A 22809-nucleotide genomic window follows, 5' to 3' on the forward strand; every position below is an offset into this window, starting at 1 on the left:
AATGTCTTTTTTCTTTACCGCAAAAACAAAAGATGACACTTCACAGCTGCCTAATCTAATTTGATGAAGTTTTATAAACCCCAGCATTTCTCAAGCAACAAAAAAGACAGTTTTTTCTATTCTATCATAAAAATATCTGGTGATTGAAAGAGATCATGGAAAAAACTGTAAATTTCTTGTTTTTCTGATCTTTCTTTCAAACCTTCAAACATAAAGGCGAAAAGGAGCCAGCTCTACTCTGTTTGTTTCAACTAGCCGTCCCTTAGATTGTTTTTTGCCTAAGGAAGGATCATCAGCTGTTTCAATGCTGATATTCAGTAAAATCGCCTAAGCTATGCCAGACGGACAACAAATACATACATCGTCTATGTTAGCCAAGCCTGACATTAAACTTAACTAGAAATGGCTGTTTTCAAGTGCTTCCACCATTTGATCTTCCGTCCAGACAGATACACCTAAGTCCTGCGCTTTTGTCAGCTTGCTGCCTGCTTCTTCTCCTGCCACAACAATATCTGTTTTTTTCGAGACGCTGCCGATTACTTTTCCACCGAGACTTTCAATTTTCTCTTTGGCTGCTTCCCGAGTGTATTTTTCCAGTTTCCCGGTCAACACAACGGTTTTATCTTTAAAAGGAGATTCCACATCTTCCAGCTGTTCACTACGCAATCCTTTATACGTCAGATTCACTCCGGCTTTTTCAAACTCATCAAGTAGTTCATGCACTTCTTCATTCTCAAAATAAGTAACCAGACTGTCTGCAATAATATCACCGATAGAATCCAAAGCAACAATGGTCTCTTTGTCCGCCTGCGAAATTGTTCGAAGATCTCCAAAATACTCAGCCAATACTTTAGCTGCTTTAGCTCCGACATGGCGAATCCCTAGACCAAAGATCAGCCGCTCCACCGAATTTTCCTTACTTGCAGCAATCGCTGTATAAATGTTATGAGCAGATTTTTCTTTAATTTTATCCAGAGTCATCAGCTGTTCCTCTGTCAGGAAATACAGATCAGCTACATCTGAAACCAGTTCTTTATCAAACATCTGCTCTAAAACTCTGGGCCCCAATCCGTCAATGTTCATTGCATTTCTGGAAACAAAATGACTAAGCCCTTCTTTAATCTGGGCGGGACATTTAGGATTAATACAACGTAAAGCAACTTCTTCATCTAAATGAACCAGTTCACTGTTGCAGACCGGACAATGTGTTGGTGCCTCAAATTCTTTGCTGTCTTCCCCTCGCTTATCAAGCAGCACCTGAGAAACTTCTGGAATGATATCTCCGGCTTTATAAATAATCACGTGATCGTTCAATCGAATACCCTTCATATTGATAAAATCTACATTGTGAAGGCTTGCCCGGCTGACTGTCGTTCCGGCAACTCGGACTGGTGTCATAACAGCTGTTGGAGTCACCACTCCAGTACGTCCGATTGTCCATTCAATATTCTCAATCACAGTTTCAGCTTCTTCTGGAGGAAACTTATAAGCAATTGCCCAGCGTGGTGCTTTCACCGTAAATCCCAGCTCATCCTGCACATGAAAGTCATTGACTTTGATTACTATTCCATCAATTTCATAGGGCAGTTTTTCACGCTTCTCATGATATGCTTCAATATAAGCCCATACTTCATCAATATCCTTGCACAGTGTTTTCTCAGGATTGGTACGCAAGCCTATCTCAGACAGCTCTTCCAAAGCATCAAACTGTGTTTCAGCCTCCATCGGTCCAAAATCAGCCACAGCATATAAAAATGTACTTAAATTACGCTTTGCTGTAATAGCCGAATCCAACTGACGAAGACTGCCTGCTGCTGCATTCCTTGGATTGGCAAAAACATCCTTGCCAGCTTCTTCCCGCTCCTTGTTCAAATTGACAAATGATTGTTTCGGCATATAGCACTCGCCGCGAACCTCAATAGATACAGGCTTCTTCAATTTAAGCGGAATCGATTTCACCGTCTTGAGATTTTCAGTAATATTTTCTCCAACGGTTCCATCTCCACGCGTCGCTCCCTGAACAAAGCCACCATCCACATATTTCAGCGAGATAGCCAAACCGTCAATTTTTAATTCACAGCAGTAGCTGACTTGTTGACCAGCCAGCTTTTGAACCCGCTCATCAAAAGCATAGATATCTCCTTTTGAAAATCCATCATTCAAACTGTACATTGGAACATCATGGGTTACTTTCTCAAACCCTTCCAATATTTTCCCGCCTACGCGCTGTGTCGGTGAATCAGATGTGATCAGATCAGGAAATTCTGTTTCAATATCCACAAGCTCCTGATACAGTCTGTCGTATACATGGTCTTCTACTGTCGGCTGATCCTCCACATAATATTCATGAGAATAGCTGATCAGCTGCTCTCTAAGTTCCTTTGAACGCTTTGCTGCCTGTTCCAAGGTCAATGGTTGATCCGTTCCCATCTGTGTTCTCCTCCTATATTTTTTCGATTGGCGCAAATGCAGCCAGCAGACGTTTAATCCCTTTTTCCGGAAATGCAATATCCAACTCAAGATCTTTTCCATTGCCTCCGGTCTTAACGATCGTCCCTGTTCCCCAAGCTTTGTGTTTCACTTTATCTCCTGCTTTCCAGTCCATCGCTTCACCACCGCTGGCTATTTTATCTGTAACTGATTTTTGCGTCGGCTGACTATAAGCAGGTTTAAAAATCCTTGGTTCCCGCTGCTGAACAGTTCTTTGCTGCGATGAAAAATCAACACCCTGTCTGTTAAACAGCTCTTCTTCAATTTCTTCCAGAAAACGGCTTGGACGATTGTACTGCGTTTTTCCATATAAGGTACGAGAAAAAGCATTTGTCATATACAGCACTTCTTCTGCTCTTGTAATTCCAACATAGGCAAGGCGGCGCTCTTCTTCCAGTTCCTGTTCTTCAAGCATGGCACGAGAGAGAGGAAATATCCCTTCCTCCAGACCAATCAGGAAGACTACTGGGAACTCCAGCCCTTTGGCTGCATGTAAAGTCATCAGAGTTACCTGTGAAGTACTTTCTTCAAAATCATCAAGATCTGATACCAAGGCCAAATCATTCAGGAAAACAGCCAGCTTTTCTTCCGGTGCTTCCGCTTCTTCTTCATTCTGACGGGCATAGCGTTTATCAAATTCCTGCGTAACACTTAGAAATTCATCAAGGTTTTCAAGCCTCGTCTGTGATTCCAAATTATTTTGTGCAACCAAATCATCTTTATAACCGCTTCGATCCAGCACTTCTTTGACCAGCTCAGTAATTGTCAGATAAGGAACCATTTGAGTCAGCTCCTGAATCATCAAGCCAAATCCCCCCAGCTCTTTCCCTGCTTTACCAGAAATATTGGCAAGCTCCACATTCTGAGCCGCTTCCAGCATAGACCAGCCATGCATGACAGAAAAACCTCTCAATTTATCGACCGATGTTTTTCCAATTCCACGCTTCGGCGAATTGACGATTCGTTCAAAGCTCAAAGAATCCATAGGATTGGAGATAATGTTCAAGTACCCCAGAATATCTTTGATCTCTTTCCGATCATAGAATTTGTGCCCGCCAATCATCGTATAAGGAATATTCGATTTCAGCAGCATCTCTTCCATTACACGCGACTGTGCGTTTGTTCTGTAAAGAACTGCAAAATCACCATAGATTCGATCATTGTCTGCCATTTCTTTTTGAATTTGCTGAACAACAAACTGTGTCTCTTCACGTTCGCTGTTTCCGCGGTAATAGACAATTTTTTCACCGTCATCATTCTCAGTCCAAAGGCTTTTATCTTTCCTATTTCGATTATTGCCGATTACATTATTGGCGGCAGATAAGATTTTTTTGGTTGAACGATAGTTTTGTTCCAGTAAAATGACTGAAGCATCAGAATAATCTGTTTCAAAATCCAGAATATTCTGCATATCAGCTCCCCGCCAGCCGTAGATACTTTGATCTGCATCTCCTACTACACAAAGATTTCGGAAGCGTTCAGCCAGCATATTGACAAGCATGTATTGTGCATGGTTTGTATCCTGATATTCGTCTACATGAATATAGTGAAACTTATTTTGATAATATCCCAGTGTATCCGGCTGTTCATTAAACAAGCGAATTGTATTCATGATCAGATCGTCAAAATCCATACATTGATTGTTTCTCAGCTCTTTCTGATATTTAGCGTAACACTTAGCGGCAATTTCCTCATATTGGCTGCCCTGAAGCTCAGCCATTTTTTCAGGTGTCTGCAATGCATTTTTTGCATTGCTGATGGTTCCCAGTATTGTTCTTGGATCATATTTTTTTGCATCAATATTCAGTTCGGCAAGTACTCGTTTCATCAAAGTCCGCTGCTCTGAGGTGTCTATAATTGTAAAGTTCCGATTGTAGCCGATCTGGTCCACATCCCGGCGGAGTATTCTTACACACATTGAGTGAAAAGTCGAAATCCAGACATCCTCACCGCCATGCGCCAACAATCGAGCCACTCGTTCTTTCATTTCTTTAGCTGCTTTATTGGTAAATGTAATTGCCAGAATATTCCATGGATTGACATTCTTCTCTTCAATTAAGTAAGCAATTCTATGAGTTAAAACCCGCGTCTTTCCACTGCCGGCACCGGCCATAACTAAAAGCGGTCCCTCTGTATGTAAAACAGCTTCTTTCTGTTTAGGATTCATCCCTTGAATCAAGGCGTTTTTTGGAGCCATTTTCAACGTCCTCCCTTAAATTTCAATCCTTACTATTATACCAAATAAATGGGGGAAATTCTTTAAAAAGACCTGTTGATTTTAACAATTTATTCTGCAGCAGCTTCAAGAATTGATTATTCTTCTAAAACCAGTTGTTTCTTTAATATTAAAATAGAAAATGAACTGTTTTATCCCAAATTTCTGCTGCTAAAATTCAATTTTTTGGTTAAATACAGATACATTTAAATGTTTTCAGATGTTTTTGACTGTTTTTGATTGATTTTTATTATTCAGCATGATAATATATCAGTGAAATGAGGGATGGAAATGCTTACAGAAGAACGTCATAAAAAAATAAAGGAGCTGTTGGAGCAGCAGTCAATTGTAAAATCCCAAGATTTAACTTCTTACCTTAACGCTTCAGAATCAACTATTAGAAGGGACCTGCAGGACCTTGAAAAAGCAGGACTTCTGGAAAGAATTCATGGCGGCGCCAAAATAAAAAATGATTTAGGTACTGAACAGTCAATGATTGAAAAATCAGTCAAAAACGTTCAAAACAAACAACTTATTGCAGAGACTGCCGCTGATCAGGTAGCTGACGGAGATGTTATTTACCTTGATGCGGGGACAACAACGCTGGAAATGATTCCTTTTTTAGCCCTAAAAAAGATCACAGCTGTCACTAATTCGGTGCATCATGCAGCCAAGCTGGTTGATCTGAATATCAACACAATTATATTGGGCGGAACATTAAAGCTTTCAACTAAAGCGATTATCGGGGCATCCGGCATGGAGCAGCTGCAGCAATTCAGATTTAATAAAGCTTTCATGGGAATGAATGGTGTACATCCTGAATTTGGCTTAACTACCCCTGACCCCGAAGAAGCAGCTTTAAAAAGACTGGCAATCCAGCATGCAGATCAAGCATTTATTTTAGCAGATCAAAGTAAGCTAAACAAAATTACGTTTACCAAAGTAGCTGATTTAGATGGTGTAATTTTACTGACAGATTATTGTCCGGAAGATCTGTTGAAAGAGTTTCAGGAAAAAACAATAGTTAAGGAGGTTTCAAAATGATTTATACAGTAACTCTTAATCCTTCCATCGATTATATTGTCCACGTCAACCATCTGGAAATCGGCGGGTTGAATCGAATGCAAACTGATATAAAGCTTCCCGGAGGAAAAGGGATCAATGTTTCCAGAGTTTTGAAAAGAATGTCCATTGAATCTACTGCAATGGGATTTATCGGAGGATTTACCGGAACCTTTATTTCAGATTGGCTTTCCTCAGAAAAGATCAAAGCAAGCTTTACTGGAGTGAAGGACGATACGCGTATCAATATTAAGCTGAAATCTGATCAGGAAACTGAAATAAATGGTACTGGTCCAGTAATATCTGATGAAGAAGCAAAGCAATTAAAAGCACAATTTTCAGTCCTTTCTCCCGGTGACATTGTCATCCTCTCAGGGAGCACTCCGCCAAGTCTTCCTGTCGGCTTTTATAAAGAGCTGATAGAGCTGGTTACTTCAAGCGGTGCTGAATTTGTAATTGATACTACCGGAGAGGATTTAAAGATCGCTCTAGGTAAGCGACCTTTAGTGGTTAAGCCTAACAATCATGAACTGGCTGAACTTTATCAGACATCTTTTACGAGTGTATCAGACATATTGCCATACGGTCAGCAACTTTTAAAAGAAGGTGCAAAATACGCTATTGTATCAATGGCCGGTGATGGTGCTCTCCTCTTCACAAAAGAAGCTGTTTATCAATCCAATGTATTAAACTATCCATTAAAAAATTCTGTAGGTGCAGGCGATTCAATGATTGCCGGATTCGTCGGAAAATTTTCAGAAACCAATGATCCAATTGAAGCATTCAAATGGGGAGTTGCCTGCGGAAGTGCTACTGCTTTTTCAGATGATCTGGCAGCTGCTGAGCTTATCAATAAACTGGTTAACGAAGTTAAAATAAAAAAAATGTAAAGGGAGGAACAACATTATGGACATCAAAGATTTACTTATCAAAGACGTCATGATTATGGATTTACAAGCAACAGACAAACAAGAAGCCATTGATGAAATGGTTGCTAAAATGTATGCCGGCGGTCGTATCTCCGATATCCAAACATACAAAGAGGGGATCTTAGCACGAGAAGCGCAAACTTCAACTGGATTGGGCGATGGAATTGCTATGCCTCATGCCAAAAATAATGCGGTTAAAGAGGCTACCGTTTTGTTTGCAAAAAGCAGGAAAGGCATTGACTATGAATCTCTGGACGGACAGCCTGTTTACTTGTTCTTTATGATTGCGGCTCCTGAAGGTGCAAACGATACCCATCTTCAAGCATTGGCGGCTCTTTCCAAATTACTGGTTAATCCCGATTTTGTTGCACAATTGAAAAATGCGAAAACACCAGAACAAGTTCAGGAACTGTTTCAGTCTGCAGAACAAAAAAGACGAGAAGCAGAACAGCAGGAACAAGCACTGCAGGCTTCCCCAAAAGCTGGAGAAAAATTTATCGTAGCAGTCACTGCCTGCCCTACTGGTATTGCCCATACTTATATGGCCGAAGATGCACTCAAGAAGAAAGCTAAAGAAATGGGTATTGAAATCAAGGTAGAGACAAATGGCTCAGAAGGAATTAAAAACAAGCTGACTGCTGAAGAAATTGCCCGTGCTGACGGAGTTATCGTTGCGGCAGATAAAAAAGTGGAAATGAATCGTTTTAATGGAAAAAATCTGGTAAACCGACCCGTCAGTGATGGAATTCGCAAGCCAGAAGAACTTATAGATTTGGCAGTAAGCGGCAATGCCCCTGTTTTCCACGGAAAAAATGATGGCTCTCATTCTGCTGAAGACGATGCTGCTGAAGGCTCCGTTGGTTCAAGAATTTATAAGGATTTGATGAATGGTGTTTCTCATATGCTTCCTTTCGTCATTGGCGGCGGAATTGCTATTGCTCTTTCATTTATGATTGACCAGTTTTTAGGTGTTCCACAGGATCAGTTGGCGAGTTTGGGAAGCTACAACGAAGCAGCAAGCTGGTTCAATCAGATAGGCAGTGCGGCTTTCGGCTTTATGCTGCCTGTATTAGCTGGTTTTATTGCATCTAGTATAGCCGACCGACCTGGATTAATTGTTGGATTTGCTGCAGGAGCTTTAGCAAATACTGGAGGAGCAGGTTTCCTTGGCGCACTTATTGGTGGCTTCCTTGCAGGCTATGTCATTGTTCTTTTGAAAAAGCTTTTCCGAAATCTGCCGAAATCTCTAGATGGAATTAAAACAATTCTGTTTTATCCGGTATTTGGTTTATTGATTACCGGGGCAGCAATGCTGCTTATTAATATTCCTATGAAAGTAATCAATGATGGTTTAAACAGTTTCCTGCTAGGGCTTGACGGAACAAACGCAGCTTTACTAGGTGCCCTGCTGGCAGGCATGATGGCTGTTGACTTAGGCGGACCAATTAATAAAGCCGCTTATGTTTTCGGAACTGCTTCCATTGCAACTTCTTTAACAGAAGGCGGCAGTGTGATTATGGCAGCTGTAATGGCAGGAGGAATGGTTCCTCCGCTGGCTATCTTTATTGCTACTTTATTATTCAAAAACAAGTTTACACAAGATCAAAAAGATGCAGGACTGACCAATCTGATTATGGGACTGTCTTTTGTAACAGAAGGAGCAATTCCGTTTGCTGCAGCCGATCCGCTTCGGGTGATTCCCGGATTTATTGTCGGCTCTGCATTGACAGGTGCCTTGGTCGGCGGAATGGGTATTCGTCTCTTAGCTCCTCACGGCGGTATTTTCGTTGCATTGCTGCTAAACAATCCAATCATGTACTTGCTGTTCATCGCAGTGGGTGCTCTTGTCTCAGCGATTGTGGTCGGCTCATTAAAGAAATCTGTTATTGAAGTGAAAGCTTAAATTTATAAAAAAGAGGTTGTAACAGAAGTGTTCTGTCTCAAGAACCAGGTAGGTATCATGCATCATCTACTCTGACGAGTTAATCGTAGTGATTTATGACAATAAGTCGAACTATACGAAAATAGCTACTCATATTTTCAGTATAGTTCGACTTATTTCCGAAGAGACAACTTCTGCGTCTACGGTTCTCACTTCGTTCCGATCCTCGAAGCATGGAGGGGCTTTGGAACACCGTTTATTCGGTTTTAGGGATCTCAGACATACTTATGTCACAGGCCCTTTTTTAATGCCCTTACAGCCTGTTTGCATTTTATTCTTCTTCTACTGCCATTTTCAAGTTCTTTGCTTCAAGCTGAGTATTACTCAGAAAAGCCACTCTTAAATGATTTTTTGCTTTGTCTAAATCAAAATAAGTCACTTCCTTCTCCTGATTTAAATTACTGATAGTTACATCATAGAGTTTTTCATACAGAGGCTCCAAAGGAAGCTCCTTCAGAAACTGATCCGGTAAATAGAAGCGCAGCACTGCAATGTATGATTCATATCTTTCATCCATGATATCTATTTCAAGATATTGACGAATATAAAATTCATAAGCAGAGAGCCCTTCGTCAAGAGTCAGTTCCGGATTTAAGACGCGATAATTCATCATTTTTTTTCCCTCATGGTCAATCCATGGAAAATACGCCTGTACATTTAAAATTCCTCTTGTTCGATTTTCTGAATATTCCTTTCTAATATAATCACTGCTGCGAGTCACAAAATAAGTTGCTTTCTTTTTTTCAACTGGTTGAAGCTGATCGTTTTGATACTGAACAGTCTGTACCGCCTGATCAATGAATGCAAATTCTATTAATGGCGGCCGTAATACGCCTACTCCGTTGGTCCACACCAGCTGATCAAAGCCTATCTGTTCTCTGAAAAAGCACTGATATTTCTGATTAACTTCAGCTTCCCATTTAAAAGGATCTAAATACAAAGAAATTTTCACCATATCATTTTGCAGCTCTTCAATGGTTTGCACCTGCTGTACTTCCAGGAAAATCTGTCTTGGAATAATCTGAAAATATAGATTGGAATAATACATTTTCCAACATGAGGTCATACATAACCCTTTATAATAAATATCATAGCCCGAAAAAAGATTACAATCAACGACAATCTCCTTGTTGTAGTTGTAACGCTTCGGCAGTTTTTCCAATTCATCTTGACTTTGAAAATCCCGTTTATCCAGTCTTTCCACATTATTATACAAATATTCATCCAGTGATCGAATATACCCGTAAGTCCCATTTTTTTCCATTCTCAGATCACAGTAATTTTCAACCATTTTGTGATAAGCTGAAAAGATACTGGCATCGAAAATGTTTCTCTCCACAATCGTCAATCCTGAGATATGTACTTGAAACTCGCCTCCAGCAGCTTGGATCTTCAGCCAAAGATTACTTTCTGAAGTCAGCTGCTCAAATGCTTCTTTTATTCTAAACAAATTAAAAGCTTCCGTTTCTCCATCGTTTATCCGAAATATTTCAGGATCAGTTAAAATCCTGACGAAACTGACCCAGTCCTTCAGCAGTTCTGTCAATTCATCTTTTGAATTGCTGCTTAAGTGCGACAACATATATATTTTTTCAGTTTTTCTCATTTCATCCACCTCTATCACAATCCGATTCACATTGATAACTGAACAGCCCGCTGCTTTATTAGCAAGCGGAAGAATCGATTTATTTGTAGAAAAAGAGTTTGACCTCTTTTAGCATAATCAATTGCTGCTTAAAATAAAACTTTTCCATAATAACCGAAAATCTATACGTTTAAACTATAGCATACGCAAATTAATTATACCATTTTTGATACTTCACAGAATTTAGAGGTTGACAAAAAAACGGGGTCAGATAAATTTATCACCGACCCCGTTTCGTATTATAAAATTATTTTTCTACTGCTGTTTCAGTAACAACTTCTACAGCTTTTTTCATGCGGATATCATGTTTCAGCATGTCCTCAGTCAACACGCGACGAACCTGATCTTCCGGCATATTATATTGTTCAGCCAAATCTTTGATTTCAGCCTCAATATCTTCTTTTGTTGCTTCAATTTTTTCAGCTTCAGCAATCGCTTCAATCACAAGATTTGTTTTTGTACGATTTTCAGCTTCACCTTCAAATTGTTTATGAAGATCAGCTTCCGTTGTACCTGTTAACTGGTAATACATATCTGGAGCAATTCCCTGACGCTGCATGTTGTTCAGGAATTCATCCATTGAACGGTGAACTTCATCATGTACCATTACATGCGGAAGATCAACGATCTCAGCATTTTCAACAGCTAAACGAATTGCAGCTTCGTCTTTTGCTTCTTCAGCAGCTTCATTTTTTGATTTAGTAAGCTCTGTACGATATTTTTCTTTTAATTCAGCTAATGTTTCAACTGAATCATCAACATCTTTAGCAAAGTCGTCATCAAGCTCTGGCAGTTCTTTACCTTTCACTTCATGTACTTTTACTTTGAAGACAGCTTCCTGCCCCGCAAGATCTTCAGCCTGATAATCTTCAGGGAAAGTTACGTTTACTTCTGTCTCTTCTCCTGCTTTTTTACCAACTAACTGATCTTCAAATCCTGGAATGAAAGAATTTGAACCTAGCTCAAGAGAATAATTTTCTCCTTTTCCGCCATCAAATGCTTCCCCAGCTTTAAATCCTTCAAAATCGATAACTACAGTATCACCAGTTTCAGCTGGTTCGTCTTCTTTAATTACAAGCTCTGCTTGAGATGCCTGTTCATGAGCAAGACGTTCTTCAACATCTGCCTCTGTTACTTCACGATCCTGTTTTTCAACAGTCAGTTTTTTATACTCACCAAGTTTTACTTCAGGTTTCACTGTTACTTCTGCTGTAATTACCCAGTTTTCACCTTTATTCATACTTTCAACATCAATTTTTGGTTGAGAAACCGGATCAATATCGGCTTCCTTAACTGCTGCTTCATAAGCTTCAGGTAAAACAGCATTTAATGCATCTTCGTACAATGCTTCTTCACCATACATACGGTTAAACACCTGACGAGATACTTTTCCTTTACGGAAACCTGGAACATTAAGATTTTTCTTTACTTTATCGAATGCTTTTTTCAACCCTTTTTCGATTGTTTCGCTATCGATTGAAAAAGTTAGGACACCATCATTTGTGCCTTTTTTTTCCCATTTCGCAGACATTAAATTCCCTCCGAATAACATTTATTTATACATCATAGTTATGTTATGCATACCTTTAAATAGTACACTATCACTGGAAAAATGTAAATATTTTAGGGTGAAACAGTCAAAAATAATTATTTTTCCTGTAAAAATGAAACTGCAGTATACAATTAATCAAATGCTCAGCCGCCAAATCAACAATTTCAACAGCTGATACGGGGCTTTTCACGCTGACTATCAGTTACTTTCTGCTTCCGGGATTGGTTCAGTTAAAATGATGGTTCCAAACAGGTCACAGTAAGCAATCGTCATTGCTTCCAGATCAGAGACCCAATAACTGATACCGGACTTCCCGGCAAGTTCACAAAACTGCTCAAAATTTATCACCCCAGCCTGAGCTTGCTTAACCGCTTCTGTGATTCCGTTGAAGCTTGTTTCTTTTTCTACAATTTTCGGAACCCCATTCATTTTCATATCAACAAATGAATGTGCATCATGATACCGATACAGTCCTTCTGCAACAAAATACTCATATTTGTTAACATTTAATGCTTTGAATACTCTAATCAGCTGTGGAAATCCTCCAGTATCCGTTTCTTCGTTAACTGCCTGTTCGATCGCTTTATAATTTAACGACATTTTTCTTCCTCCCTCAGCCCTGCAACTCTATTTAAGCACAATATGATTTTACTGACAAATTTCCTGAAACCATCTGTTCGTTCTGCCTGCTGGAACCTTTTTTCTTAGCCTCAAGCCTTTTCATTTTAGGGCTCTTTATTTCAGCATGCTGGCAGCTTAAACGTATAGCTCCAAAAAGCTGATAACTGACCGCTCCATTCACTCAATTATCAATACCTGCCTCCCCATTGTTTTCATTTTTCAACAAAAAAAGCCTTCACCCGCAATCACGAGCGAAGACTGTACTGCTTGCTTATTTAGTGAACTCTTCTACCAGCTCAACAACTTCTTCCATTGTATCGCACTCATTTAATGCACGATCCGCAAGCTCAGCCATTTTACCAGTATCAAGACGTTTCATTAAACTACGTGTTTTAAGAATAGATGTAGCACTCATTGAGAACTCATCCAGACCCATACCTACTAAAAGAGGTACTGCTGTTTGATCTCCAGCCATCTCTCCGCACATACCTGCCCACTTACCTTCAGCATGAGCTGAATCAATAACGTTTTTAATCAAACGCAAAATAGACGGGTTGTATGGTTGGTATAAGTATGAAACACGTTCGTTCATACGGTCAGCGGCCATTGTATACTGGATCAAATCATTTGTCCCAATACTGAAGAAGTCAACTTCTTTAGCAAATTTGTCTGCAATTACTGCTGCTGCTGGAATTTCAATCATGATACCTACTTGAATAGTATCAGACACTTCGATTCCTTCACTTACTAATTTTTGTTTTTCTTCTTCAAAGATCTTTTTAGCAGCTCTGAATTCTTTCAGAGTAGCGACCATTGGGAACATGATACGCAGATTGCCATGAATAGAAGCACGAAGCAATGCACGCATCTGTGTGCGGAACATCTCATCTCCCTGTTCTGACAAGCTGATTCGTAATGCCCGATAGCCTAGAAACGGATTCATTTCATGAGGCAATTTAAGATAAGGAAGTTCCTTGTCTCCACCGATATCCATTGTACGGACAACAACCGGTTTGCCTTCCATTCCTTCTAGAACCGCTTTATATGCTACATACTGATCTTCCTCAGTTGGAAAATCAGGAGAATCCATATATAGAAATTCTGTACGGTATAAACCAACAGCTTCTCCGCCGTTCTTATGAACACCATCTAAATCTTTTGGTGTTCCAATGTTGGCAGCCAATTCAAAATGTTTGCCGTCAGCAGTTTCAGTTTTTGTATTTTTCAGCTTTTCCCATTCAGCTTTCAGATCAGCATATGCCTTTCCTTTTGCTTCAAAGTCAGCTTTTTCAGCATCAGAAGGGTGAATAATCACATCTCCGTCAATACCGTTAACTGCCAGAATATCTCCTGCTTTTACTTTGCCGGTGATTTCCATTGTTCCTACAATTGCAGGAATTTCAAGTGAGCGAGCCATAATCGCTGAGTGAGAAGTACGTCCGCCAATATCAGTAACAAAAGCTTTTACATACGTTCTATCCAGCTGAGCTGTATCACTTGGAGTTAAATCATGCGCAACAACGATTACTTCTTCGTTAATCATTGAAGGATTCGGCAATGTTACGTTCAGCAAATGCGCCAGCACACGTTTAGCTACGTCACGAATATCCGCAGCACGTTCCTGCATGTATGCATTGTCATCCATTGCTTCGAACATACCGATATACATATCAGTAACTTCTTTTAAAGCTGCTTCAGCATTTACTGTGTTGTCTTGAATATTTTGTTTAATCTGTCCAATCATTTCCGGATCAGCTAAAACCATTAAGTGTGCATCAAAAACCTGTGCTTCTTCTTCACCAAGACTTTTTGCTGCCTTTTCTCTGATAGCTTGAAGTTCCGTTGCAGACTCTGCCAAAGCATCATCCAAACGTTTTTCTTCTGCTGCAGTATCCTCTACAGATACCTTTTTAAATGACAAGTCTGGTTGAACAAGAAGATAGGCCTTAGCAATTGCAACACCATCACTTGCGGCAATCCCCTTTAACATCTCAGACATTATTCTGACAATCCTTCTTTTTTCATAGTATCAACAATAGCAGCCATTGCTTCTGCTTCGTCAACACCATCTACAGAAATTGTAACATCAGAGCCCTGACCAACACCAAGAGACATAACACCCATGATTGATTTAAGGTTAACTGATTTACCTTTGTACTCTAAATTAATATCAGAGTTGAATTTACTTGCAGTTTGTACTAATAATGTAGCTGGACGAGCATGAATCCCTGTTTCTGCTACAACGTGAAAATCTTTCTTTTCCATATGAATCGGTCTCCTTCGTAAGTAAAATATTTTAATGTTAGGGGGCTCCAGTGATAGAATCACTGTCTGGAAACAACCCTTTCAATTTTTAAGATTACCATTTTTTTTACCTTGTTACAACTGTTTTTGCCGATTTTTTAAGGAATTGCGGAAACCTTTTCAATTAATCTGTTAATCGGTAAATAATTCTTCCATTCAGTCCCGCTTCACCTACGATTCTTGTTCGATCAGGAAGAATCTTCCACGCTTCCCTGAAAAGGTCGAAATCATTTTTTTCAACAACAATTTCAACGATCTCTCCGACCTTCAGCTGTTGAATTTTTTCTTCAAATGGATTTTCAAACATCGAAAACATCCCTCCTTTTTTCCACTGCTTCCATTTTAATTGAAACTCCATTTTTTGTCTAAGCTAATTGCTTTAACAAGCTGAAAATATGTCTTGATTTCATTACATTTTTTGAGTTAAATTACTTGATTCTGTGAGCAAACATGCTATAATATCTTCAAAGGTCAATAAAGGTCAGTTTCTATTTTGACCTTTTCAGCAGACTTTATTTTAGTCTTACGAAGTGAAAGGACGTGTTATAGCAGATGATTTGTCAAAACTGTAATCAAAATGAAGCCACAATTCACCTATACGCCAATGTCAATGGTCAAAGAAAGCAGCTGGACTATTGTCAAAGCTGTTATCAGAAATTAAAATCTCAGTCAAATAATTCTTCTCCAACGATGTCACAAGACCCCTTTGGTTTTGGAAGCTTGGATGATTTATATCGTTCACTGTCCCGTCAAATGCAGCAAAATGATCAACCAGGTCAACAAATTCCACCTGCACAGTTCGGCGGAGGAAATGGTTTTAACGGACAGCCTCCTGAAAGACCCGGACAGGCAGAAGGTCTGCTGGGTGAATACGGCATTAATATTACCGAAGCTGCCAGAAACGGAGATATTGATCCTGTTATCGGGCGTGATAAAGAAATTAAACGCGTGATAGAAATTTTAAATAGAAGAACAAAAAACAACCCCGTTCTGATCGGTGAACCCGGTGTTGGTAAAACAGCCGTAGTTGAAGGTCTCGCTCAAAAGATTGTTGACGGAGATGTCCCTCAAAAGCTTCTTGAAAAGGAAGTCATTCGACTTGATGTCGCATCTCTTGTTCAGGGAACCGGTATCCGAGGACAATTTGAAGAACGGATTCAAAAATTGGTCGAAGAAATTAAAACGGCTGAAAATATTATTCTGTTCATCGATGAAGTTCACGAGCTTGTCGGTGCAGGTGCTGCCGGGGATGGAAACATGGATGCAGGGAATATTTTAAAACCAGCTCTGGCTCGCGGAGAACTTCAAATGGTTGGTGCAACAACTTTAAGCGAGTACCGCATTATTGAAAAAGATGCTGCCCTTGAACGTCGGATGCAGCCGGTTCGTGTTGATGAGCCTTCTGTTGAAGAAACCATTGCAATATTACAGGGACTGCAAAAACGCTATGAAGATTATCATCACGTAAAATACACAGATGAAGCGATCAAAGCAGCAGCCTATCTTTCCAACCGTTACATTCAGGATCGTTTCCTGCCGGATAAAGCAATTGATCTGCTGGATGAATCCGGATCAAAAATGAATTTGACTATTCAAATTGCTGATCCAAAAACAATTGAGAAGAAGCTGGCAGAAGCCGAACAACAAAAACAACAGGCATCTGCAGAAGAAGACTTTGAAAAAGCAGCCTATTACCGTGATCAAATCAATAAGCTGCAGCGGATGAAAGAAAAACAGGTCAGTGACGAAGAAACACCTGTCATCGATGAAAAGATCATTGAAGCAATTGTGGAGCAGCGTACAGGTATTCCTGTCGGCGAATTGAAAGAAAAGGAACAGACACAGTTGAAAAATCTGGCAGAAGATCTAAAAGCCAATGTAATCGGGCAAGATGACGCTGTGGATAAAGTTGCTAAAGCAATTCGAAGAAATCGGGTCGGTCTCGGCAAAAAGAACCGCCCAATCGGCTCATTTCTGTTTGTCGGACCAACAGGTGTCGGTAAAACTGAACTGGCTAAACAGCTGGCATTTGAACTATTTGGTTCGGAAGATACCATGATTCGTTTCGATATGAGTGAATATATGGAAAAACACAGTGTGGCGAAACTAATTGGTTCCCCTCCTGGCTATGTAGGCTATGAAGAAGCTGGTCAGCTGACAGAAAAAGTACGTAGAAATCCTTACAGTCTGATCCTGCTGGATGAAATTGAAAAAGCACATCCGGATGTTCTGCACATGTTCCTGCAAATTCTTGATGATGGCCGCCTGACTGATGCTCAGGGAAGAACTGTAAGCTTTAAGGATACCATTATTATCATGACCAGCAATGCTGGAAGCGGAAAAATTGAAGCAAATGTCGGCTTCGGTGCAGCACGTGAAGGAATTACTCGTTCGATTTTAGGACAATTAAACAATTTCTTCACTCCTGAATTTCTTAACAGATTTGACGGGATTGTTGAATTCAAAGCTTTGGATAAGGAAGATTTGCTGAAGATTGTCAGCCTGATGCTGGATGAAGTAAATCAATTACTTGCATCTCAAAAGCTGCATATCGAAGTACCAACAGAAGTGAAACAAAAACTGGTTGATCTCGGTTATGATCCTGCCATGGGTGCCCGCCCACTGCGTCGGACTATTCAGGAACATATTGAAGATGGTATTGCAGAATATTATTTGGATCACTCCAGCGAACATCAGCTGGCTGCAGAGTTAACGGATGAAGGAAAAATCATCGTAACTTCTGAAGAAGCTGTTGATGAAACCAAGTCAGAGTAAACAACAATTTTTTTGATTAGATAATAGCAATTAACGATCAGACCGAGATGAATAAGACAGTGGTCTGATCGTTTTTTATCCAAACTGTCAAGAGTGTTGAAAAAAGTAAAATATTAGTCTTCTTTCCATCGTATTTTATGATAAAATTTAAGCAGAATTCTTTTTATTTGAAAAAAAAAGTTTATAATTAAAGTGTGTTATATTTTACATAATTGGTATGGACGAATTTATCCGGAAGTTGAGGTGAAAATATGAAACTAGTTAACGTTACAAACAGCCATAGAAAACTGGTAAATAAACAGTTGGAAAATACAGATGCTCATTTTGTGAAAGTCTATTCTGAAGGAAATACAACCGTTGTTTATTCCGAAGCAGAAAAACATGTTGAAATTTTGATTTTAAATCAAAAACGGGCAATCCGAAAAACGGAAACCAACGAAATTTTAAAGTTCTTTTTAAGGAGACTGCCTAAAGAACTGATTGAAAAGGAAAAAATAGAAACAATCGAAATAAAAGGCATTACAGAAATATCGATTCCATTGTCACAAGCACTGGTTAGAAATTGAGAAGGAACAGATTCCTCTTTTTGAGAAACACTCAAGACGACGAGTCTGTTCCTTCTGTTTATCAGAAAATAGTCTAACCACTCTCTCCTCTATCGCCTGATTATTTTATCTCTGTCTGTATAACGAGTATTTCATATGGCTGAAACACGATATCCGGCCGAACATTTTTTCCTGCAAGCATACCTTCAGCTTCTTCTGCAATTTGAATCTGTCTAACAGCCTCATAATAAGGTTGAATCGCTGACCAAAAACTTCACAGCTTTGAACTGAAACTGCGGGCAATCTTTAATAATCAAAGGATTAGCTAACTGCAGATTTCCTGCTGTTCCTTTAATAAGCCTGACTTTAATAGTATAGGGTACTCTACATGATTAGTCGTACTAAACAATAGTGTCTCCCCCTGATAATCCAAAGCATCAACATCTGCTCCAGCATTAATCAGCGCTTCCAGATTCTTCACCCCATAGCCCGCATAATTGTGAAGAGCAGTTCTCTGCTGGTGATCCTGCATATTGATATTCACATTTTATTCCATCAATCAAATAATGAATGTTTCCCGAATTTCTCTGATACTGAATACATTGGCTTTGTTATAGCCAAATAAGCTGCCACCTGACTATTTTCAAAATTTTTTTTATTTCTTCACGATTTCCACGTTTGTAGATTTCTTCAAAATCCTTTGACACCGTTTCTCTCTTAGCCATAATACTCTTCGTTTCGTTAGTTGCATTTCTATTATAACGGGCAGAAGTATAAAATTGCAGACTGTTTCTATCATTATTCTTTCGGACGGTAACTTTGCAGAAAAGCTTGAAAAATCATTCTTCTATATTTTCACTAAATCTTCTGAATTCAAAAAAACTAGCATCAAAAAGCGAAGCAAGAGCTCAATCTATGCTTATCACAGATTTTGCTCTCACTTCGCATCTTTTTATTATAGTAAGCTGCTTAATTCAACATCTGGGTACTTGTCGGCAAACCAGCGCATTGCAAATTCATTTTCAAACAAGAACAGAGGCTGATCAAAACGATCCTTCGCCAAAATATTCCTACTTGAGCTCATGCGTTCATCCAAATCCTCTGGTTTAATCCAGCGGGCAATTTTAGAACCCATCGGTGTCATGACCACTTCTGAGTTATATTCATTATTCATTCGATGCTGGAATACTTCAAATTGCAGCTGCCCCACTGCTCCGATAATATACTCTTCTGTCAGGTAAGTTTTATAAAGCTGAATAGCGCCCTCCTGAACCAGCTGGTACATCCCTTTATGGAAAGATTTTTGCTTCATTACATTTTTAGCAGTAACTTTCATAAACAATTCTGGTGTAAACGAAGGCAGCTCTTCATATTTCACTTTTAACTTCCCTTCGTACAGAGTATCTCCAATTTGATAGTTCCCTGTATCGTAAACGCCAATAATGTCTCCGGCAACAGCCTCGTCCACATTTTCTCTCGCATCAGCCATAAATTGGGTTACATTGCTCAACTTTATTTTCTTATCCGTCCGTTCAAGCACAATATCCATTCCGCGTTCAAATGTTCCTGAACAAATTCTGACAAAAGCAATTCTATCTCTGTGTGCAGGATTCATATTTGCCTGAATCTTAAAAACAAAACCTGAAAACTCTTCTTCATAAGGGCTGATTTCTTTACCATCTTCTGTTTTATGCCCGTAAGGTGATGGAGCAAACTTCAGGAAAGTTTCCAAAAAAGTCTGAACACCAAAATTAGTCAAGGCCGAACCGAAAAATACAGGTGTCTGATTTCCCTGTGCTATTTTTTCTTCATCAAAAGCATCTCCAGCTTCCAACAGCAGCTCAACATCCTCCAGTGCCTGATGATAAAGGTTATTCTCATTTAACGAATGACTTTCAGGGATTGTTCCATTTGTTAAAGGAATGTACTTTTCACTATTATTTGTCTCCGGTCGATAAACTTCGACTCTCTGATTATAAATATCATACAAGCCTTCCAGACCTTTACCCATACCGATCGGCCAGTTCATAGGATAAGATTCAATATCCAGCAGTTCCTCAAGCTCCTCAAGCAAATCCAGCGGCTCTCTTCCATCTCTGTCCAATTTATTAATAAAGGTGAAAATAGGAATTCCTCTTTTCTTAACAACCTGGAAAAGTTTTTTCGTTTGGGCCTCAATCCCTTTGGCACTGTCAATAACCATGACAGCACTATCCACTGCCATTAATGTTCTGTAAGTATCTTCGGAAAAATCCTCGTGCCCTGGAGTATCCAATATATTCACTCGTTTTCCATCATAATCAAACTGCATAACTGAACTCGTTACAGAAATTCCCCGCTGCTTTTCAATCTCCATCCAGTCAGATTTTGCAAAATTCCCAGTCTTTTTTCCCTTAACTGTTCCTGCCTGACGAATCGCTCCACCAAATAACAGCAGCTGTTCAGTGATTGTTGTTTTCCCTGCATCCGGGTGGGAAATAATCGCAAACGTTCGACGACTGTCAACCTGTTTTTTCAAATTAGGATTATTCATGTGTTCTTCTCCATTCCAATCAAAGTAAAAGTATATAATATAACTCAATTTATCTACATTTTCTACTCTCCTCTGTTAAATTCAACTAGTGTAGTATATCATGGAAGTAGTACGGATTTCAAAAAGATTCAAACATACAGGAATAAAAAAACAAGTTTTATTTAATATCTTATTTTGTTTTTCGTTATTTTTTAATTGACTTATTTATACTATAAATGATACTTTGTTGATTGAACATATCACTTGACTGGGGAGTAGTCGACAGATAAACACGCTTGTCAGAATTATCTTATAATCATAAAAAATACAAGGAGGGGCTTTTTATGTTTGAAGAACTTATTCTGGAAGATATTACTAAAAGAAAGCTGACTTTATTTAATTTGCTAGCATATTTACCTGATGATTATTATAGCATCAACTTTTTGGAGAGTAATTTGGATTTTTCATATAGTCGTGTTTCATATTTATTAGAACTGATTCAACAAGATCTTGACGAGATTAATCAGGAACCAACAAATTTTATCACCGATCAGGGAATTCATTATGATCGTTCTGTTTCCTATGATCAGTATTATCAATATTTGATTACACGAAGTATTCCTTATCTTTTGCTTTTATCTATTATTTATTATCCTCAAGATACTTTGGATGATTTCTGCAGAAAGAATTTTCTCAGCAAAGCTTCAGTTATTAGAAAATCAAAATCCTTAAATAATTATTTTAAACAGTTCAATATTAAACTGAATATATCCCAGTTAAAGCTGACAGGTGAAGAACGAATGATTCGTATCGTTCTATATGCCTTAGTTTGGTTTACCTCTCAAAATGCAAATTTACCCGATGTAGGATTGAGTATTGACTATGAAAAAGTTCAGAATAACGTTGATCCTCTTTTTCCCGAAAGTCGCAGCTACTCTGCTTCGAAGCAGATACAGCTGCTTTTGGACATCGTATATCTGCGTGTAACAAATGGCTACTTTTTAACAGAAACAGCAACAATTTCAGCCTATATACCTACAAGTGTTGAATTAAGCAAAGATTTTTTTGGGGCTATTGTTGACAATGATGCTGTCTTGGAAGCCGAAGCTCAGTTTTCTGCCCTGCTTCTGGTTATTACGCCAAATTTCTACAGTGAAAAAGATCCCCGCTTCTATTTCCTCGAACACTATCTTGAAATCGAAGAGAATCAGGCTACAGTATTGTTTAAGGAATTTTGGCATTTTTTAGAAACCACTTATGGTTTCAGCAAATATGAACACAGAGTTATTTACGGAAACACAGCAAATATCATTTTCCCGATAACTATCCTAAAAAAGGCTGTTCCCGGTGTACTGACAGCGAATAATAATTCGAATCACATTCAAAACAAATATTTTCTGGAGCTTCATGACTCTTTTAAAGTTTTTTTCAGAAAAATTTCCAAAAGAAAAAATTTTTCCTGGCTAAGCGAACAAATTGCACTCCTTTCCATCGCTTTTGCCTTACTGATGTTTCCGTCATGGGAAAAGCTGAAAAATAATAAAATGATCAATGTCGGCTTAATAGCAGAATCAAACTACCTGTTAAATCAGCATCTGATCAATTTTCTGGATGAACTTACCTTTGTGAAATTAGAAACATTTACTGAAAATTATTCTGATTTCGATTTGATTATTGCTACATCTTCTTGTCTGTTTCCCAAAGAGTGCACTGCTTCGACATTTGTTTTCAGATACTCTAAAGACAATCAAAAACAGTATGTCGCTTTGTATCAGATGCTGAAGGAAGTGCAAAACAACAAGACTGCTCCTAGAGAGTTAAGTTAGGACAAAACTATTAACAGTTGATTCTTACCGTTTATTTCAAATTGCAGATAAAAGGAGGTCGGAACACACTCATGAGGGCTATCGCCCACACCAGACAGAATGAAAATAAAAAATCATCGACCTACGCGCTATTTCCTGTCATACTAAAGAGGACAGAAAAGGCTTGTAGGTCGATGATTAATTGAGGTTCTTCTCCAAAATTGACCTTGAGGGACAAACTAGATCGTTCTACTTATTTGCTCCTGCGGTTACTCGTCGCACAAAATGCTTGCTCCTGCGGTTACTCGTCGCACAAAATGCTTGCTCCTGCGGTTACTCGTCGCACAAAATGCTTGCTCCTGCGGTTACTCGTCGCACAAAATGCTTGCTCCTGCGGTTACTCGTCGCACAA

The 22809-nt window shown here is 39.0% G+C and carries 16 protein-coding genes; 6 read left to right on the forward strand and 10 right to left on the reverse strand.

Going from position 1 to position 22809, the window contains the following annotated elements:
* Positions 1 to 396: 396 nt before the first annotated feature.
* Both ligA and pcrA read right to left on the reverse strand, forming a co-directional pair.
* A complete protein-coding gene (gene ligA / locus LI954_RS10820) occupies positions 397 to 2430 on the reverse strand; it encodes an NAD-dependent DNA ligase LigA (protein WP_229444475.1) in 2034 nt (677 codons plus the stop codon).
* A 13-nt stretch (positions 2431 to 2443) separates the two neighbouring features.
* Complete coding sequence (gene pcrA / locus LI954_RS10825) at positions 2444 to 4687, reverse strand: DNA helicase PcrA (RefSeq protein ID WP_229444476.1); 2244 nt, start codon at positions 4685 to 4687, stop codon at positions 2444 to 2446.
* Positions 4688 to 4996: 309 nt separating this feature from the next.
* Here pcrA and LI954_RS10830 point away from each other — a divergent pair, with 309 nt between their 5' ends.
* Genes LI954_RS10830 through LI954_RS10840 form a run of 3 tightly spaced genes read left to right on the forward strand, consistent with a single transcriptional unit; the run spans position 4997 to position 8599 of the window.
* On the forward strand, positions 4997 to 5749 hold the full coding sequence (locus LI954_RS10830) for a DeoR/GlpR family DNA-binding transcription regulator (RefSeq protein WP_324254756.1): 753 nt from the start codon (positions 4997 to 4999) through the stop codon (positions 5747 to 5749).
* On the forward strand, positions 5746 to 6657 hold the full coding sequence (gene pfkB, locus LI954_RS10835) for a 1-phosphofructokinase (protein WP_229444478.1): 912 nt from the start codon (positions 5746 to 5748) through the stop codon (positions 6655 to 6657). The genes LI954_RS10830 and pfkB overlap by 4 nt, the downstream gene beginning before the upstream one ends.
* Positions 6658 to 6673: 16 nt before the next feature.
* A complete protein-coding gene (locus LI954_RS10840; RefSeq protein WP_229441961.1) occupies positions 6674 to 8599 on the forward strand; it encodes a PTS fructose transporter subunit IIABC in 1926 nt (641 codons plus the stop codon).
* Between the two features lie 310 nt (positions 8600 to 8909).
* On the opposite strand, the gene LI954_RS10845 is transcribed toward LI954_RS10840, so the two are convergent.
* The 6 genes from LI954_RS10845 to LI954_RS10870 all read right to left on the reverse strand — a co-directional run bounded on the left by LI954_RS10845 (position 8910) and on the right by LI954_RS10870 (position 15067).
* A complete protein-coding gene (locus LI954_RS10845; protein WP_229444479.1) occupies positions 8910 to 10244 on the reverse strand; it encodes a hypothetical protein in 1335 nt (444 codons plus the stop codon).
* A 286-nt stretch (positions 10245 to 10530) separates the two neighbouring features.
* Positions 10531 to 11814: a trigger factor gene (tig, locus tag LI954_RS10850; RefSeq protein WP_202066920.1), complete on the reverse strand. Its 1284-nt coding sequence runs from the start codon at positions 11812 to 11814 to the stop codon at positions 10531 to 10533.
* Positions 11815 to 12033: 219 nt separating this feature from the next.
* The gene (locus tag LI954_RS10855) at positions 12034 to 12435 is read right to left on the reverse strand and encodes a DUF1398 family protein (RefSeq protein WP_229441959.1); all 402 of its coding nucleotides are present in this window, start codon (positions 12433 to 12435) and stop codon (positions 12034 to 12036) included.
* A 292-nt stretch (positions 12436 to 12727) separates the two neighbouring features.
* The gene (ptsP, locus tag LI954_RS10860) at positions 12728 to 14455 is read right to left on the reverse strand and encodes a phosphoenolpyruvate--protein phosphotransferase (RefSeq protein WP_229441958.1); all 1728 of its coding nucleotides are present in this window, start codon (positions 14453 to 14455) and stop codon (positions 12728 to 12730) included.
* Entirely contained in the window at positions 14455 to 14721 is a 267-nt protein-coding gene (locus tag LI954_RS10865) for a phosphocarrier protein HPr (RefSeq protein ID WP_202066917.1), read from the reverse strand. Before LI954_RS10865 ends, ptsP begins: the two co-directional genes overlap by 1 nt.
* Before the next feature lie 163 nt (positions 14722 to 14884).
* Positions 14885 to 15067: a hypothetical protein gene (locus LI954_RS10870; RefSeq protein ID WP_202066916.1), complete on the reverse strand. Its 183-nt coding sequence runs from the start codon at positions 15065 to 15067 to the stop codon at positions 14885 to 14887.
* 245 nt (positions 15068 to 15312) lie between these two features.
* Here LI954_RS10870 and LI954_RS10875 point away from each other — a divergent pair, with 245 nt between their 5' ends.
* A complete protein-coding gene (locus LI954_RS10875) occupies positions 15313 to 17535 on the forward strand; it encodes an ATP-dependent Clp protease ATP-binding subunit (protein WP_202066915.1) in 2223 nt (740 codons plus the stop codon).
* Positions 17536 to 17786: 251 nt separating this feature from the next.
* Positions 17787 to 18101, forward strand: coding sequence for a DUF1827 family protein (locus LI954_RS10880; RefSeq protein ID WP_202066914.1), 315 nt, complete (start codon positions 17787 to 17789; stop codon positions 18099 to 18101).
* Between the two features lie 304 nt (positions 18102 to 18405).
* Here LI954_RS10880 and LI954_RS10885 read toward each other — a convergent pair whose 3' ends face one another.
* Complete coding sequence (locus tag LI954_RS10885; protein ID WP_229441957.1) at positions 18406 to 18624, reverse strand: hypothetical protein; 219 nt, start codon at positions 18622 to 18624, stop codon at positions 18406 to 18408.
* A 411-nt stretch (positions 18625 to 19035) separates the two neighbouring features.
* On the reverse strand, positions 19036 to 20613 hold the full coding sequence (locus LI954_RS10890) for a peptide chain release factor 3 (RefSeq protein WP_202066912.1): 1578 nt from the start codon (positions 20611 to 20613) through the stop codon (positions 19036 to 19038).
* 323 nt (positions 20614 to 20936) lie between these two features.
* Here LI954_RS10890 and LI954_RS10895 point away from each other — a divergent pair, with 323 nt between their 5' ends.
* Positions 20937 to 22418, forward strand: coding sequence for a helix-turn-helix domain-containing protein (locus LI954_RS10895; protein WP_202066911.1), 1482 nt, complete (start codon positions 20937 to 20939; stop codon positions 22416 to 22418).
* Positions 22419 to 22809: the final 391 nt, after the last annotated feature.

The organism is Enterococcus sp. CWB-B31, from assembly GCF_020567645.1.
Classification (GTDB): domain Bacteria; phylum Bacillota; class Bacilli; order Lactobacillales; family Enterococcaceae; genus Enterococcus_L.

Coding starts and splice junctions, on each gene's coding strand:
- LI954_RS10865 (WP_202066917.1), bottom strand. CDS start 14,721: ATGGAAAAGAAAGATTTTCACGTTGTAGCAGAAACAGGGATTCATGCT.
- LI954_RS10855 (WP_229441959.1), bottom strand. CDS start 12,435: ATGTCGTTAAATTATAAAGCGATCGAACAGGCAGTTAACGAAGAAACG.
- LI954_RS10890 (WP_202066912.1), bottom strand. CDS start 20,613: ATGAATAATCCTAATTTGAAAAAACAGGTTGACAGTCGTCGAACGTTT.
- pfkB (WP_229444478.1), top strand. CDS start 5,746: ATGATTTATACAGTAACTCTTAATCCTTCCATCGATTATATTGTCCAC.
- LI954_RS10895 (WP_202066911.1), top strand. CDS start 20,937: ATGTTTGAAGAACTTATTCTGGAAGATATTACTAAAAGAAAGCTGACT.
- LI954_RS10870 (WP_202066916.1), bottom strand. CDS start 15,067: ATGTTTGAAAATCCATTTGAAGAAAAAATTCAACAGCTGAAGGTCGGA.
- LI954_RS10875 (WP_202066915.1), top strand. CDS start 15,313: ATGATTTGTCAAAACTGTAATCAAAATGAAGCCACAATTCACCTATAC.
- ptsP (WP_229441958.1), bottom strand. CDS start 14,455: ATGTCTGAGATGTTAAAGGGGATTGCCGCAAGTGATGGTGTTGCAATT.
- LI954_RS10840 (WP_229441961.1), top strand. CDS start 6,674: ATGGACATCAAAGATTTACTTATCAAAGACGTCATGATTATGGATTTA.
- tig (WP_202066920.1), bottom strand. CDS start 11,814: ATGTCTGCGAAATGGGAAAAAAAAGGCACAAATGATGGTGTCCTAACT.
- LI954_RS10845 (WP_229444479.1), bottom strand. CDS start 10,244: ATGAGAAAAACTGAAAAAATATATATGTTGTCGCACTTAAGCAGCAAT.
- LI954_RS10880 (WP_202066914.1), top strand. CDS start 17,787: ATGAAACTAGTTAACGTTACAAACAGCCATAGAAAACTGGTAAATAAA.
- LI954_RS10830 (WP_324254756.1), top strand. CDS start 4,997: ATGCTTACAGAAGAACGTCATAAAAAAATAAAGGAGCTGTTGGAGCAG.
- ligA (WP_229444475.1), bottom strand. CDS start 2,430: ATGGGAACGGATCAACCATTGACCTTGGAACAGGCAGCAAAGCGTTCA.
- pcrA (WP_229444476.1), bottom strand. CDS start 4,687: ATGGCTCCAAAAAACGCCTTGATTCAAGGGATGAATCCTAAACAGAAA.